Below are 14,632 nucleotides of genomic sequence, written 5' to 3'. Positions count from 1 at the left end.
CGCGTGGCGCGTGACCGTCTCCGGCGTCGATCGTTCCCGTCTCCCCGCTCTCAGGCCTCCGCAGCGCCCTCGTCGTCCGGAGTGGTCGGATCCGGACGCTCGGGCAGCTCCGCGGCGAACGCCGCCGCGGCCTTGACGAGGGGGAGTGCGAGCAATGCCCCGGTTCCCTCACCCACATGGACGCCGTGGTCCAGCAGAGGGTTGAGCGCCATCCGGTCCAGCGCCTTCGCCTGCGCCGGCTCCCCGCTCACCTGACCCGCGAGCCACCAGTCCGGCGCCCGGAACGCCGCACGCTGCGCCACCAGCGCGCACGCCGCGCCCACCACACCGTCCAGGATCACCGGCATCCGCCGCACCGAGGCCTGCAGCAGGAAGCCCGTCATCGCCGCCAGATCCGCCCCACCGACCGCCGCGAGCAGCTCCAGCTGATCACCCAGGACCGGCCGGGCCCGCCGCAGCGAGTCCCGGATCGCCGCGCACTTGCGCATCCACGCCAGATCGTCGATCCCGGCGCCGCCCCGGCCCGTCACCACGGAGGCGTCCGTCCCGCAGAGCGCCGCGATCAGCGTGGCGGCCGGCGTCGTCCCGCCGACGCTCAGATCCCCGAGCACCACCAGGTCGGTGCCCGAGTCCGCCTCCTCGTCGGCGATCGCGATCCCGAGCCGGACCGCCGCCTCGGTCTCCTCGACCGTCAGCGCGTTCTCCACGTCGATCCGGCCGCTGCCGCGCCGCACCCGGTGACGTACCACCTCGGCGGGCAGCAGCTCGGGGTCGCAGTCCAGACCCGCGTCCACGACCCGGACCGGCACGTCCGTCGACCGGGCGAGCACCGCGATCGGGCTCGCCCCGTCCAGCACCGCGCGCACCAGCTCGTGCGCGGTGCCCGCGGGGCGCCCCGACACATCGAGCGAGGCGACCCCGTGATCGCCCGCGAAGAGCACCACCTTCGGCTGCTCGATCGCCCGCACCTTGACCGAGGCCTGCGCGGCCGACAGCCACTCACCGAGCTCGTCGAGCCGACCGAGCGCGCCCGGCGGCACGGCCAGCCGCTCACGCCGCTCCTCGGCGTCACGCCGGATCCCCCCGTCGGGGCGCTCGATCAGATCGGAGAAGTCGTCCAGGTTCACGGGTTTCCGCCTTGTGAATCAGCGAGGGCCATCGGTGCTCGCACCCTACCCGCGCAGCACGAGCGCCTGACCGGCGACCACGAGGAGGACCTCCTCGCACTCGTCCGCGAAGGCCGCGTTCAGCCGGCCCAGCTCGTCACGGAAGCGGCGCCCCGCCGCCGTCGCCGGCACCACGCCCGAGCCGACCTCGTTCGTCACGGCGACGACCGTACGAGAGGTCGCCCGCACCGCCGCCACCAGCTCGGCGGTCCGCTCGCGCAGCGCGCTCTGCCCGCCGGCCGCCCACGTCTCGTCGTCCCAGGCACCCACCCGGTCCATGGCATCCGTCAGCCACAACGACAGACAGTCGACGAGGAGCGCCGGCCCGTCCCCTTCGAGCAGCGGTACGAGGTCACAGGTCTCGGCGGTACGCCAGGACCCCGGCCGCCGGTCCCGGTGCAGGCCCACCCGCTCCGCCCACTCCGGATCGCCCTCCCGGCTCCCGCCCGTCGCCACGTACAGCACCTCGGGGAAGGTCTCCAGACGCCGCTCGGCCTCCACGGACTTCCCCGACCGTGCTCCGCCGGTCACCAGCGTCCGCCGGGGCACGTCCGGCACCTCGTGGTACTCGCCCACGTACAGCGTCGTCCCGTCGGGCACCGCCCGCGCGCCCGCCGCCGCGAGCCGCCGGTCCAGCTCGGCGCCGGTCGGCGCGTCGTGGTCCAGGTGGACGGCGACGACATCGGTCGCCGGCCCGACGGCCCCGGTCGCCCGCAGCCGGGCCAGCGCGTCCGGCCTCCCCGTCACATCGGCGACCACCATGTCGTACGGCACCCGGTGATCGTCCGGAAGCCCCGCAGGGGACCCGCCCGGCGGCAGATACAGCAGCGTCTCGCCTTCGGCCGAGGTCACCTCGTACCCGGTACCGGGGGAGTCCATCGGCACCGCCCGCACCCGGTGCCCGGAGATCAGCGTCAACTCGCGTCCGTCCGGCACCCGCCCGGCCGTGGGCAGGCCCGCGGGCACCTCCACCGCCGGCCCGTCGTGCGGATGGGTCAGCAGCACCTGCCGCACACCCACCAGCGAATGCCCGGACCGCGCGGCGGCGAGAGCGGCCCCGGGGGTCAGGTCGAGCAGCAGGGCCCCGTCCACGAGCAGCGCCGTCGCGGCACGCACCCGTGGCCCGCGGGAGAGCGCGCACACGGCGCAGGAGCAGTCGGGACGGGGCAGTCCGAGCGGGGCGCCGGTGCCGAGCAGAGTCAGTTCCACCCTCAGATCCTCCCGCGCCACCGCGAGCCGTGCGCGCCCGGCTACTCTGCGGGCAGGAAACCGATCATCCGGTGAGCACCAGGAGGCGGACATGGCATGGACGTGGCGGTTCGAGAAGTCCGACGGCACGGAGGTCGAGCCGGTGGTGACGCCTGAGGAGTTCACCACCCAGGGAGACGCGGAGAGCTGGATCGGCGAGAACTGGCGCGATCTGCTGGGCGGGGGCGCGGAGCAGGTGACGCTGTCGGAGGACGGGACGAAGATCTACGGCCCGATGCCCCTGAACGCGGAGGGCTAGACCCCCCGGCCAAGGGGTGCGGCCCCCACCCCACACCCCTTGGCACCCACCCCGTTGCGGCCGCTGGAGCAGCGCCCCCCGTTGTGGGCATTCGTTCCGCTGGGGCACTGCCCACCCCACCCCCACCCTGCCCCGTTGTGGGCATTCGTTCCTCCCCCAAGGACTTCGTCCAGGGGGGACCCCCAGGGGCGGAACGGGTGGGCACAACGGAACGGCGCCCTTTGCCGGGCCTTGGCTCCCTGCGCCCTGACCCGCACCCCAGGTGCGGCGCGCTTGGGGTGCGGGTCCAGGCACAAGGGGCGGAGGCGCCGCCGAGGGCGCCGTCCCGTGTGCCCACCCGTCCCGCCCTGCGGGACGATTGCCCACACGGGGGGTGGGGGAGGCGGGGCGTGCCGGTGTGGCCCGCACGGACAGGGCCGCGCAGGAACGCACGAAGGCGAGGCCGCGGCCCGCGAAGGGCGACGTGCGGAGGCGGAGACGGCGCCGCCGTCACATCTCGCCCAGCGTCACCTCTGCCTTCTCCGTCGCCGTCCCCCGGACGTACGTCACCGCCACCACCTCCCCCGGCCTCCGCGCAGCCAACGCCTCCGCCAGCGACGTGATCGTCGTGACCTCCGCGTCGCCCAGCCGCGTGATCACATCCCCGGGCTTCAGCCCCGCCCGGCCCGCCGCCCCGTCCGCCGGTGCCTCGACCACCGCCACGCCCGCCGGCTCGTAGTCGTCGTTCAGGACCGTACGGCCGGTGATGTTCAGGGCCGCCCGGCCCGAGTCCGTGACCTTGCCGTCCTTGACGATCTGGTCGGCGATCGTCCGCACCATCGACGCCGGGATCGCGAACCCGATGCCGGCGGCTGACCCGCCGCCCAACTCCGGGTCGATCGCCGCGAGCGTCGGGATGCCGATCACCTCGCCGTCGAGGTTCACCAGCGCGCCCCCGCTGTTGCCGGGGTTGATCGCGGCCGACGTCTGGACCATGTTTGCGATGGTCGCGCCCGTGCCGCCGCCCGTCTGTCCCTCGCTGACCGTGCGGCCCGTCGCCGAGACGATGCCCTGGGTCACGCTGCCGGACAGGCCCAGGGGCGAGCCCATGGCGAGCACGATCTGCCCCATGTCGACGGACGCGGAGTCGCCGAACCTGGCCGGCTTCAGGCCCTGCGGCAGCGCGTCCATCTTGATCACCGCGAGGTCCTGCTCGGGGTACGAGGAGACGAGCCGGGCTGTCACCGGCTGCCCACCGGTCGCGGCGGTCACCTTGAAGGACTTCTCCCGGCCCACCACATGCGCGTTGGTGACGACGTGGCCCTTGTCGCCGTAGACGACCCCGGACCCGAGGCTCTCGGTCGCGTCGATCTGCACGACCGAGGGCAGCACGTTCTTGATGACGGCCTTGTAGTCGTCCTCGAGGTCGTTGGCGGCGAGCGGCGCCGCCGCCTGTGTGGAGCGCTCCGGCGCGGGCGTGCCTGCGCCGCCGGAGCAGCCGCCGACGAGCGCGACGGCGCACGCGGCGGCGGCCAGGGGCAGCAGAGGACGGGGAGTGCGGGCACGGGATACGTCCATGTCCGGAGTATCCGTTTCCGCCCCGTGCCGGGCCCGGCGAGCGCACCCGATCAGGGGTGCGAGGCCACCGGCCGGAGAGGCGGAGAGGCGGAGAGGCGAAGAGGCGGAGAGCCGGAGCGGCGGGAGCGACAGCGGAGGCAGACGCGGGCCCGTGGGCCCGCACCCGCGTACGGAGGCGGCCCGTCAGCCGCGTACCCCGCACAGATGCAGCAGCGCCGCCACCCGTCGGTACGGTTCCGTGCGTCCCGCCCTGTCCTCGGCGGCGAGCAGCCGCTCCAGCTCCTCGGCGGCAGGCAGGCCCGCCTCGGCGGGGACGCCGTCGGTGAAGACCCGCACCCCGTACCAGGCGTGCAGCGGTGCCGCGATCCCGGCGAGCGTCGCGGTCAGCGCGTCGAGGCGGTCGGCCCGCACCTTCACGCCGTTGTCGTCGGTGTAGACGTCGGAGTCGAAGCCGGTGAGCGCACCGGACCAGTCGCCGGCGAGCCCCGGCCGCATGGAGAGGGCCTCCGCGTTGCGTACGACCAGCGAGAGGAGCCCCCCGGGGGCGAGCATCCGGGCCAGGCCGGCGAGCAGCGCGTCGGGCTCGTCCGCGTACATGAGGACGCCGTGGCAGAGGACCACGTCGAAGCTGCCGGGGAGGAAGTGGACCCCGGTCTCGCGACCGTCGCCCTCGATCAGCCGGACCCGCTCACGGATCCCGGCGGGTTCGGTCGCCAGCGACTCGCGGGCGGCCTTGAGGAGATCGGGATCGGCTTCGAGGCCGGTCACCGTGTGGCCCGCGCGGGCGAGGCGCAGTGCCTGCGTGCCCTGGCCCATGCCCGCGTCGAGGATCCGGAGTCGCTGTCCCACGGGATAGCGGCCGGATATCTGCTCGTCGAGCTGGCGGGCGACGATCTCCTGACGGATGGTGTCGCGCAGCCCGCCGGAACCGGCGGGCCAGTGCACGACGACGGGCAGCACAGGACCGCCCGACTCCGACGTCGCGGCACCGAAGGCGCGCTCGACGGGCTCCGAACTGTCGGCGCTCAGGGCCGCTCTCCGCGCTTGACCTGCGGCTTCGGCAGTCGCAGTCGGCGCATCTGGAGCGTACGCATCAGACCGTAGGCGATGGCTCCGCGCTTCGGCTCGTTCGGGAAGCGCTCGTTGAGCTGCTTCCGGAGCCGGATCCAGATGCCGACCGAGTCGATGACGATCAGGATGATCACACCGAGCCAGAGCAGCAGCGAGATGTTCTGCAGCGACCGGTTGGCGTTGCCGAACAGCGACAGCACCAGGATCACCACGGCCATCGGCAGGAAGAACTCGGCGATCGCGAACCGCGAGTCGACGAAGTCGCGCACGAAGCGGCGGACCGGACCCTTGTCGCGGGCCGGCAGGTAACGCTCGTCGCCACTGGCCAGTGCCTCGCGCTGACGGGCGAGGTCCGAGCGGCGTGCCTCGCGCTGGCGCTTGGCGGCCTCCTTGCGGTCGGTCGGCACCGTCGCGGCGCGACGGCGCTGGGTCTGCGCCTCACTCCGCTTCGGGGTCGGGCGGCCCTTGGGGGCCTCGGGGTCGCGGGGCTGCTTGGAGAGGTCCGCCGTCACCTTGTCGGTGGGGGCCTTCTCATCCTTCGAACGGCTACGGAACACAAAACCCAAGGGTACGGGGTGGCGGGCATGAACCCCATGCCGGGCGGGAACGATCCGCTAACAGAGTGCGTCTACGGCGGTACGTACGCGGGACAGGCATGGTTTCCCCTAGAACCATCTACTCCCTGCGCGGGAGGGGGCGCCGGGCGTAGTCGTCCTTTGGGAGGAGCGCATCCGGCTCCGAACAGTGCGGTAATGGAGACAGGGCCCGTACTGTGGATCCTGTCGAAAAGCTGGAGCCGAAGTCCGTCAGAAGGGGGCGCGCGAAGCCCATGAGCGGTGTCATGAAGCGTATGGGGATGATCTTCCGCGCGAAGGCGAACAAGGCCCTTGACCGGGCCGAGGATCCGCGCGAGACGCTCGACTACTCCTACCAGAAGCAGCTGGAGCTGCTGCAGAAGGTGCGACGGGGCGTCGCCGACGTCGCCACCTCCCGCAAGCGGCTCGAACTCCAGCTGAACCAGCTGCAGGGCCAGTCGGCCAAGCTGGAGGACCAGGGCCGCAAGGCGCTGGCACTCGGCCGCGAGGACCTGGCGCGCGAGGCGCTGTCCCGGCGTGCCGCGCTCCAGCAGCAGGTCAGCGACCTGGAGGTGCAGCACCAGACGCTGCAGGGCGAGGAGGAGAAGCTCACCCTCGCCGCCCAGCGTCTTCAGGCCAAGGTGGACGCCTTCCGTACCAAGAAGGAGACCATCAAGGCGACCTACACGGCGGCCCAGGCGCAGACCCGGATCGCCGAGTCCTTCTCCGGCATCTCGGAGGAGATGAGCGACGTCGGTCTCGCGATCCAGCGGGCCGAGGACAAGACCGCCCAGCTCCAGGCGCGTGCCGGCGCGATCGACGAGCTGCTCGCCTCGGGCGCCCTGGACGACCAGTCCGGGCTCGCGAAGGACGACATCCAGGCCGAGCTCGACCGGCTCTCCGGCGGCACGGACGTCGAGCTGGAGCTCCAGCGCATGAAGGCGGAGCTGGCCGGCGGCCCGTCGGCGCAGCAGCAGGCGATCGAGGGCGGCGGCGCGGCCGCTCCGCAGGACGCCGCTTCGCAGCAGCAGCCGCAGTCACACCCGCGCTTCGAGAAGTAGGCGACGAAAGGCGACACGCGTCGCCGGCGACGGGCCGGCGGCGTCACGTAGGCGACAGCCCGCGAACAGACAGGACGCGTCATGATCGTACGGATCATGGGGGAGGGCCAGTTGACGCTGGCCGACAGCCACCTCGTCGAGCTGAACAGACTCGACGACGAGCTGCTCGAGGAGATGGAGTCGGGGGACCAGGAAGGCTTTCGGCGCACGCTGAACGCCCTCCTGGACGAGGTCCGGCGGCTCGGTACGCCCCTGCCGGACGACGTGCTCGAACCCTCGGAGCTGATCCTCCCCGCTCCGGACGCGGGCCTGGACGAGGTCAGGGAGATGCTCTCCGACGACGGCCTCATCCCCGGCTGACGACCCTGAACGACGGTCCCGCCACCCTTAGGGGTCGGCGGGACCGTGTGTTTCCCGCCGTGACCGCGCCGGAGCGGGCACGGCCGCCCCGTCCCGCCCCGTACCGTTGTTGCCCGTGACCCCCACCGGACCCGCCACCGGCTCGCCCTTCGCCCGTCTCCGCGACGGGTTCCGCGCGCATCCGCTCGCCTTCGACGCGACGCTCGCGTTCGGCGTGCTCGTCTCGATGATCGCGGGGTCCTTCACCGCCCCGCACGGCAGCCCGGGCGGGCTGACCTTCGGCGACCGCGTGCCCAGCGCGGCGAACGTGCTGTTCATGGTGCTGGCCGCCGCCGCCCTGGTGTTGCGCCGGCGCCACCCCTTCCACGTGCTCTGCTTCACGGTGGCGGTCAGCCTCCTGGAGCTGGTCAACGACACCCGGCCCGCCACCATCGCCATGAGCGCCGTCATCGCGCTCTACACGGTCGCATCCCGCACCGACCGGCCCACCACCTGGCGGGTCGGCCTCGTCACCATGGCGGTGCTGACGGCCGCGGCGATGGCCTTCGGCCCCACCCACTGGTACGCCCAGGAGAACGTCGGCCTCTTCGCCTGGACCGGCATGGCGGCGGCCGCGGGAGACGCCGTCCGCAGCCGCCGGGCCTTCGTCGACGCCATCAGGGAGCGCGCCGAGCGGGCCGAACGCACCCGCGAGGAGGAGGCGGGCCGCCGGGTCGCGGAGGAGCGGCTGCGGATCGCCCGCGACCTCCACGACGTCGTCGCCCACCACATCGCCCTGGTGAACGTCCAGGCCGGCGTCGCCGCGCACGTCATGGACAAGCGGCCCGACCAGGCCAAGGAGGCCCTCGCGCACGTCCGGGACGCGAGCCGCTCCGCGCTCGACGAGCTGCGCGCCACCGTGGGCCTGCTGCGCCAGTCCGGCGACCCGGAGGCCCCCACCGAACCGGCCCCCGGCCTCGCCGTCCTCGACGGGCTGCTCGACAGCTTCCGCAACGCCGGGCTCCCGGTCGCCCTGGCCCGCACCGACGGGGAGCGGCCGCTGCCCGCGACCGTCGACCTGGCCGCGTACCGGATCGTGCAGGAGGCGCTGACCAATGTGCGCAAGCACGCGGGCCCGGACGCCAAGGCCGAGGTGAGCGTCGTCCGGGTGGGCCGCACGGTCGAGATCACCGTCCTCGACAACGGCACGTCCACCCCCGCCCCCGACCCCGTGCCCCACGGCGGCCACGGCCTGCTCGGCATGCGCGAGCGGGTCGGCGCGCTCGGCGGCACCCTGACCGCGGCCCCCCGGTACGGCGGCGGGTTCCGCGTCCAGGCGATACTGCCGGTGACGTCCCGTACGGGGGAGGACACATGACGATCCGGGTACTGCTCGCCGACGACCAGGCCCTGCTCCGCAGCGCCTTCAAGGTCCTCGTGAACTCCGAACCGGACATGGAGGTCGTCGGCGAGGCCGCCGACGGCGCCCAGGCCGTGGCCCTGGCCCGCTCCGAGCGGGCCGACGTGGTCCTGATGGACATCCGGATGCCGGGCACCGACGGCCTCGCGGCCACCCGCATGATCACCGCGGATCCGGAGCTCTCCGACGTACGGATCGTCATGCTGACCACCTTCGAGGTCGACGAGTACGTCGTGCAGTCGCTGCGCGCGGGGGCCTCCGGCTTCCTCGGCAAGGGCGCCGAACCCGAGGAGCTGCTCGGCGCGATCCGGATCGCCCACGCCGGCGAGGCGCTGCTCTCCCCGGCCGCCACCAAGGGCCTGATCGCCACGTTCCTGGCGCAGGGGCCCGGCGCGGACGTCGTGGACGAGGGCGGCCGGGGCCGCACCGAGCGGCTCGCCGCGCTCACCGCCCGGGAACGCGAGGTCCTCGTCCTCGTCGCGGGCGGTCTCTCCAACGACGAGATCGCCGAGCGGCTCGACGTCAGTCCGCTCACCGTGAAGACCCACGTCAACCGGGCCATGGCCAAGCTCGGCGCCCGCGACCGGGCCCAGCTGGTCGTCACCGCCTACGAATCGGGACTGGTACGTCCGAGGGTGGAGTGACCAGGGGCTCCGGCGTACTCCAGACGCGGTATGCGCCGGATAAAGATGTGGACCCGGGGGGCGAGGACTTCCGGCCCTCGATGGCAGATCGTATAGACGGGGGGCACCTCCGGCGGATCCCGCGGATCCGGGCCGGGGTCTTGGCTGCTCCCGCCTGTCGACGAGTACGCCACAGAAGAGAGACCCCATGTCCTGGCTGTCCAGATTCAGCCTCGCGCAAAGGGCCCTGATCGGGCTGATCTCCATCGTCGCCCTGGTGTTCGGGGCGATTGCGATACCGCAGCTGAAGCAGCAGCTGTTCCCCTCGATCGAGCTGCCCATGGTCTCGGTCCTCGCCCCCTATCAGGGTGCCTCTCCCGATGTGGTCGAGAAGCAGGTCGTCGAGCCCCTGGAGAACAACCTCAAGGCCGTCGACGGCCTGAAGTCGGTCACCTCCACGGCCTCCGAGGGCATGGCGCTCGTCATGGCCTCCTTCGACTACGGCGACGAATCGACGAAGCAGCTCGTCGCCGACGTCCAGCAGGCCGTCAACCGGGCCCGCGCCGAACTGCCCGACACGGTCGACCCGCAGGTCGTGGCCGGCTCCACGGACGACATCCCGACCGTCGTCCTCGCCGCCGCATCCGACCAGGACCCGCAGGCGCTCGCCGACCTGCTTGACCGCACCGTCGTGCCCGCCCTGGAGGACATCGAGGGCGTCGGCCAGGTCTCCGTCACCGGCGTCCAGGACCTCCAGGTCTCCGTCACCCCCGACGACCGCAAGCTCGCCGCGGCCGGTCTGACGACCATGAAGCTCGGTGAGGCCCTCCGCTCCGGCGGCGGCACCCTCCCGGCCGGCTCCTTCTCCGAGACGGGCAAGAGCCGCACCATCCAGGTCGGCGGCGGCTACACCTCGCTGAAGCAGATCGAGGACCTCCGCATCCCGGCGGCCACCCCCGGCAAGGGCAAGGCGGTCCGCCTCGGTGACGTCGCCACCGTCCGCCAGGAGGAGTCGCCGCGCGTCTCCCTCACCCGGACCAACGGCAAGCCCAGCCTCGCCGTCATGGCCACCATGGACAAGGACGGCAGCGCCGTCGCGATCTCCGACGCCGTCAAGGAGAAGCTGCCCGAGCTGCGCGCCGACCTCGGTGCGGGCGCCGAGCTGACGGTGGTCTCCGACCAGGGCCCGGCCGTCGCCAAGGCCGTCTCCGGTCTGACCACCGAGGGCGCCCTCGGCCTGGTCATGGCCGTCCTGGTGATCCTGGTCTTCCTCGCGTCGATCCGCTCCACCCTGGTCACCGCGGTCTCCATCCCGCTCTCGGTGGTCCTCGCGCTCATCGTGCTGTGGACCCGCGACCTCTCGCTCAACATGCTGACGCTCGGCGCGCTCACCATCGCCATCGGCCGGGTCGTCGACGACTCGATCGTGGTCCTGGAGAACATCAAGCGTCACCTCGGCTACGGCGAGGAGCGGCAGACCGCCATCCTCACCGCGGTCCGCGAGGTGGCGGGCGCCGTCACCTCCTCGACGCTCACCACCGTCGCCGTCTTCCTGCCGATCGGTCTGACCGGCGGCATGATCGGTGAGCTGTTCGGCTCGTTCTCGCTGACGGTCACGGCGGCCCTGCTGGCCTCGCTGCTCGTCTCCCTGACGGTCGTCCCGGTCCTCTCGTACTGGTTCCTGCGCGCCCCCAAGGGCACCCCGGAGGACCTGGCCGAGGCCCGCAGGCTGGCCGAGGAGAAGGAGGAGAAGAGCCGTCTGCAGCGCCTGTACGTGCCGGTCCTGAAGTTCGCGACCCGGCGCCGGCTGACCAGCCTCGCCATCGCGTTCGTCGTCCTGATCGTCACCTTCGGCATGGCCCCGCTCCTGAAGACGAACTTCTTCGACCAGGGCGAGCAGGAGGTGCTCAGCATCCAGCAGGAGCTGGCGCCCGGCACCGCCCTCGACGCCTCCGACGCGGCCGCGAAGAAGATCGAGAAGCTCCTCGCGGACACCGACGGCGTCAAGGACTACCAGGTCAACGTCGGCTCGTCCGGCTTCATGGCGGCCTTCGGCGGCGGCACCGGCACCAACCAGGCCACCTACCAGGTCAGCCTGGAGGAGTCCGCCGACTTCGAGAAGACCCGTGACGCCATCGAGAAGGGCCTCGCCGCCCTCGACGGCGTCGGCGACACCAAGCTCGCCGCCGGCGACGGCTTCGGCAGCCAGGACCTGAGCGTGGTCGTGAAGGCCGCCGACGCCGAGGTGCTGGAGAAGGCCTCCGAGCAGGTCCGGGCCGCGATCGCCGGCATCAAGGACGTCACCGACGTCCAGAGTGACCTCTCGCAGTCCGTCCCGCGTATCTCGGTCAAGGCGAAGCCCGCCGCGGCCGACGCGGGCTTCGACTCCGCCTCGCTCGGCATGATCGTCGGCCAGGCCGTCCGGGGCACCCCGACCGCCAAGGCGATCCTCGACGACAGCGAGCGGGACGTCCTGATCACCTCGTCGAAGCCGGTCACCACCCTGGCCGGGCTCAAGGCGCTGCCCCTCGGCCCGGTGAAGCTGGGCGACATCGCGACCGTCGAGCTCGTCCCCGGCCCGGTGTCCATGACCCGGATCGACGGCGCCCGCGCCGCGACGATCACGGCCAAGCCGGTCGGCGACAACACCGGCGCCGTGAGCGCCACCCTGCAGCAGAAGATCGACGCGCTCGACCTGCCCGAGGGGGCCACCGCCAGCATCGGCGGTGTCTCCGAGGACCAGTCCGAGGCCTTCCTCAACCTGTTCCTGGCGATGCTCGCGGCCGTCGCGATCGTCTTCATGCTGCTCGTCGCGACCTTCCGGTCGCTGATCCAGCCGCTGATCCTGCTGGTCTCGATCCCGTTCGCGGCGACCGGCGCGATCGGTCTGCTCGTGGTCACCGACACCGCGATGGGCGTCCCGGCGATGATCGGCATGCTGATGCTCATCGGCATCGTCGTCACCAACGCGATCGTCCTGATCGACCTGATCAACCAGTACCGGGCGCAGGGCCTGGGCGTCGTCGAAGCGGTGATCGAGGGTGGCCGGCACCGGCTCCGTCCGATCCTGATGACCGCCCTGGCGACGATCTTCGCCCTGCTGCCGATGGCGCTCGGCATCACCGGCGAGGGCGGCTTCATCGCCCAGCCGCTGGCCGTGGTGGTGATCGGCGGTCTGATCACGTCGACGCTGCTGACGCTGCTCCTCGTCCCGACGCTCTACGCGATGGTGGAGCTCCGCAAGGAGCGCCGCGCGAAGAAGAAGGCGGCGAAGAAGGGCAAGGACATCCCGGAGCAGCCGACGGAGGCGAACACCGACACGGACACGGCTCTGCTGGACGCGATGGACGTCTAGGAAGCGCGTGTACGCCGAAGGGCGCCCCGCACACTGCGGGGCGCCCTTCGGGCTTGTCCGGGGGAGAACCGTTACGGCAGAGCGAGCATCCGCTCCAGCGCGAGCTTCGCGAAGCTCTCCGTCTCCTTGTCGACCCGGATCTGGTTGATGAGGTTGCCCTCGGCCAGCGACTCCAGGGTCCACACCAGGTGGGGCAGGTCGATGCGGTTCATCGTCGAGCAGAAGCAGACCGTCTTGTCGAGGAAGACGATCTCCTTGTCCTGGTCGGCGAACCGGTTCGCCAGGCGGCGGACCAGGTTCAGCTCCGTGCCGATCGCCCACTTGGAACCGGCCGGGGCCGCCTCCAGGGTGTTGATGATGTACTCGGTCGAGCCCACGTAGTCCGCGGCGGCGACGACCTCGTGCCGGCACTCGGGGTGGACGAGCACGTTCACGCCCGGGATGCGCTCGCGGACGTCGTTGACCGAGTCCAGCGAGAAGCGGCCGTGCACCGAGCAGTGCCCCCGCCACAGGATCATCTTGGCGGCGCGCAGCTCCTCGGCGGTCAGCCCGCCGTTCGGCTTGTGCGGGTTGTACAGAACGCAGTCGTCGAGGGACATGCCCATGTCGCGCACGGCCGTGTTGCGGCCCAGGTGCTGGTCCGGCAGGAACAGCACCTTCTCACCCTGCTCGAACGCCCAGTTCAGGGCGCGCTCGGCGTTGGACGAGGTGCAGATCGTGCCCCCGTGCTTGCCGGTGAAGGCCTTGATGTCGGCCGAGGAGTTCATGTATGAGACGGGCACGACCTGCTCGGCGATACCGGCCTCGGTCAGCACGTCCCAGCACTCGGCGACCTGCTCGGCGGTGGCCATGTCGGCCATCGAGCAGCCGGCCGCGAGGTCGGGCAGGACGACCTTCTGCTCGTCGCCGGTCAGGATGTCGGCCGACTCGGCCATGAAGTGCACACCGCAGAAGACGATGTACTCGGCCTCGGGCTTGGCCGCCGCGTCCCGCGCGAGCTTGAAGGAGTCGCCGGTGACGTCGGCGAACTGGATGACCTCGTCGCGCTGGTAGTGGTGGCCGAGCACGAAGACCTTGTCCCCGAGCTTCTCCTTGGCCGCGCGGGCGCGCTCCACCAGGTCAGGGTCGGAGGGCGACGGCAGATCGCCGGGGCACTCCACGCCGCGCTCGCTCTTCGGGTCGGCCTCGCGACCGAGCAGAAGCAGGGCGAGCGGCGACGGCTGGACGTCGAGTTCATGACGGGCTTGGGCCGTGGTCACGTCACGCACCCTTTCTTCGGGGAACCTTTTCGTCGAAATGACGCTATCTATCATAACCGCTTCACGTCACGTTGACGATGTCCATAGTGTCGATGTGACGAATTCGCCGTCGCCGCCGCTGGACTTCGCCCCGGCTCCCGCTGGACTTCGCCCCGGCCCCCGCTGGACTTCGTCGTCCCCGCAGTTGGACAGGGTGTGCGAGCATGAAGACAGAAAGACCCACACGGCCCGGAATGAATCCGGGGCACCGTCGGTTGCAACCGTCGGCAAGCAGTCTCCGTACACACCGGGAGAGAAGCAGATGTCCGTATCGGACGAGAAGACCACTGTCAGCGACGGCATCCTCCTGTCCGACGCCGCCGCGGCCAAGGTCAAGGCCCTCCTCGACCAGGAAGGCCGCGAGGACCTGGCCCTGCGCGTCGCCGTTCAGCCCGGCGGCTGCTCCGGCCTGCGTTACCAGCTGTTCTTCGACGAGCGTTCGCTCGACGGCGATGTCGTGAAGGACTTCGACGGCGTCAAGGTCGTCACCGACCGCATGAGCGCCCCGTACCTGGGCGGCGCCTCGATCGACTTCGTCGACACCATCGAGAAGCAGGGCTTCACCATCGACAACCCGAACGCCACGGGTTCCTGCGCCTGCGGCGACTCGTTCAGCTAAGCCGCACACGCTGTACGTACCCGAGGGCGGCGGCCCGGGAG

At 71.7% G+C, this 14,632-nt stretch carries 13 protein-coding genes; 7 read left to right on the top strand and 6 right to left on the bottom strand.

Features of this window, described 5'->3' with window-relative positions:
* Positions 1-50 precede the first annotated feature (50 nt).
* Both cobT and ACFQ79_RS37530 read right to left on the bottom strand, forming a co-directional pair.
* Positions 51-1,127 carry a nicotinate-nucleotide--dimethylbenzimidazole phosphoribosyltransferase gene (gene cobT, locus ACFQ79_RS37535; protein ID WP_383592065.1) on the bottom strand — a complete coding sequence of 359 codons (1,077 nt, stop codon included), beginning with the start codon at positions 1,125-1,127 and terminating at the stop codon, positions 51-53.
* A gap of 45 nt (positions 1,128-1,172) precedes the next feature.
* Positions 1,173-2,375, bottom strand: a complete 1,203-nt coding sequence (locus ACFQ79_RS37530) for a bifunctional adenosylcobinamide kinase/adenosylcobinamide-phosphate guanylyltransferase (protein WP_383592062.1) — start codon at positions 2,373-2,375, stop codon at positions 1,173-1,175.
* Positions 2,376-2,466: 91 nt separating this feature from the next.
* On the opposite strand from ACFQ79_RS37530, the gene ACFQ79_RS37525 reads away from it, so the two are divergent.
* A complete protein-coding gene (locus ACFQ79_RS37525; protein WP_383592059.1) occupies positions 2,467-2,673 on the top strand; it encodes a hypothetical protein in 207 nt (68 codons plus the stop codon).
* Positions 2,674-3,162: 489 nt separating this feature from the next.
* Here the strand turns inward: ACFQ79_RS37525 and ACFQ79_RS37520 are convergent, their stop codons facing one another.
* The 3 genes from ACFQ79_RS37520 to ACFQ79_RS37510 all read right to left on the bottom strand — a co-directional run bounded on the left by ACFQ79_RS37520 (position 3,163) and on the right by ACFQ79_RS37510 (position 5,858).
* On the bottom strand, positions 3,163-4,230 hold the full coding sequence (locus tag ACFQ79_RS37520) for a S1C family serine protease (protein WP_383592057.1): 1,068 nt from the start codon (positions 4,228-4,230) through the stop codon (positions 3,163-3,165).
* Positions 4,231-4,413: 183 nt separating this feature from the next.
* Positions 4,414-5,190 (bottom strand): class I SAM-dependent methyltransferase, encoded by a 777-nt coding sequence (locus ACFQ79_RS37515; protein WP_383592055.1) that lies wholly within the window; start codon positions 5,188-5,190, stop codon positions 4,414-4,416.
* Positions 5,191-5,255: 65 nt separating this feature from the next.
* On the bottom strand, positions 5,256-5,858 hold the full coding sequence (locus ACFQ79_RS37510; RefSeq protein WP_055599508.1) for a DUF3043 domain-containing protein: 603 nt from the start codon (positions 5,856-5,858) through the stop codon (positions 5,256-5,258).
* Positions 5,859-6,130: 272 nt separating this feature from the next.
* On the opposite strand from ACFQ79_RS37510, the gene ACFQ79_RS37505 reads away from it, so the two are divergent.
* The 5 genes from ACFQ79_RS37505 (at position 6,131) to ACFQ79_RS37485 (ending at position 12,674) form a co-directional block, all read left to right on the top strand.
* Positions 6,131-6,937, top strand: a complete 807-nt coding sequence (locus ACFQ79_RS37505; RefSeq protein ID WP_383592052.1) for a PspA/IM30 family protein — start codon at positions 6,131-6,133, stop codon at positions 6,935-6,937.
* An 81-nt stretch (positions 6,938-7,018) separates the two neighbouring features.
* Positions 7,019-7,297 carry a hypothetical protein gene (locus ACFQ79_RS37500; RefSeq protein WP_383592049.1) on the top strand — a complete coding sequence of 93 codons (279 nt, stop codon included), beginning with the start codon at positions 7,019-7,021 and terminating at the stop codon, positions 7,295-7,297.
* Positions 7,298-7,412: 115 nt separating this feature from the next.
* Complete coding sequence (locus tag ACFQ79_RS37495; RefSeq protein ID WP_383592045.1) at positions 7,413-8,654, top strand: sensor histidine kinase; 1,242 nt, start codon at positions 7,413-7,415, stop codon at positions 8,652-8,654.
* Positions 8,651-9,340, top strand: coding sequence for a response regulator (locus ACFQ79_RS37490; RefSeq protein ID WP_383592042.1), 690 nt, complete (start codon positions 8,651-8,653; stop codon positions 9,338-9,340). The genes ACFQ79_RS37495 and ACFQ79_RS37490 overlap by 4 nt, the downstream gene beginning before the upstream one ends.
* Before the next feature lie 187 nt (positions 9,341-9,527).
* A complete protein-coding gene (locus tag ACFQ79_RS37485; RefSeq protein ID WP_383592039.1) occupies positions 9,528-12,674 on the top strand; it encodes an efflux RND transporter permease subunit in 3,147 nt (1,048 codons plus the stop codon).
* A gap of 71 nt (positions 12,675-12,745) precedes the next feature.
* On the opposite strand, the gene nadA is transcribed toward ACFQ79_RS37485, so the two are convergent.
* A complete protein-coding gene (gene nadA / locus ACFQ79_RS37480) occupies positions 12,746-13,942 on the bottom strand; it encodes a quinolinate synthase NadA (RefSeq protein ID WP_383592036.1) in 1,197 nt (398 codons plus the stop codon).
* 292 nt (positions 13,943-14,234) lie between these two features.
* Between nadA and ACFQ79_RS37475 the strand changes: the two genes are divergently transcribed.
* Positions 14,235-14,591, top strand: coding sequence for an iron-sulfur cluster assembly accessory protein (locus ACFQ79_RS37475; protein WP_015033024.1), 357 nt, complete (start codon positions 14,235-14,237; stop codon positions 14,589-14,591).
* Positions 14,592-14,632 lie beyond the last annotated feature (41 nt).

Source organism: Streptomyces sp. NPDC056480, assembly GCF_042795405.1.
In the GTDB taxonomy this organism is placed as follows: Bacteria; Actinomycetota; Actinomycetes; order Streptomycetales; family Streptomycetaceae; genus Streptomyces.
Note: the sequence above shows the minus strand (reverse complement) of the source record. Positions and strands in the feature narration are given on the sequence as shown.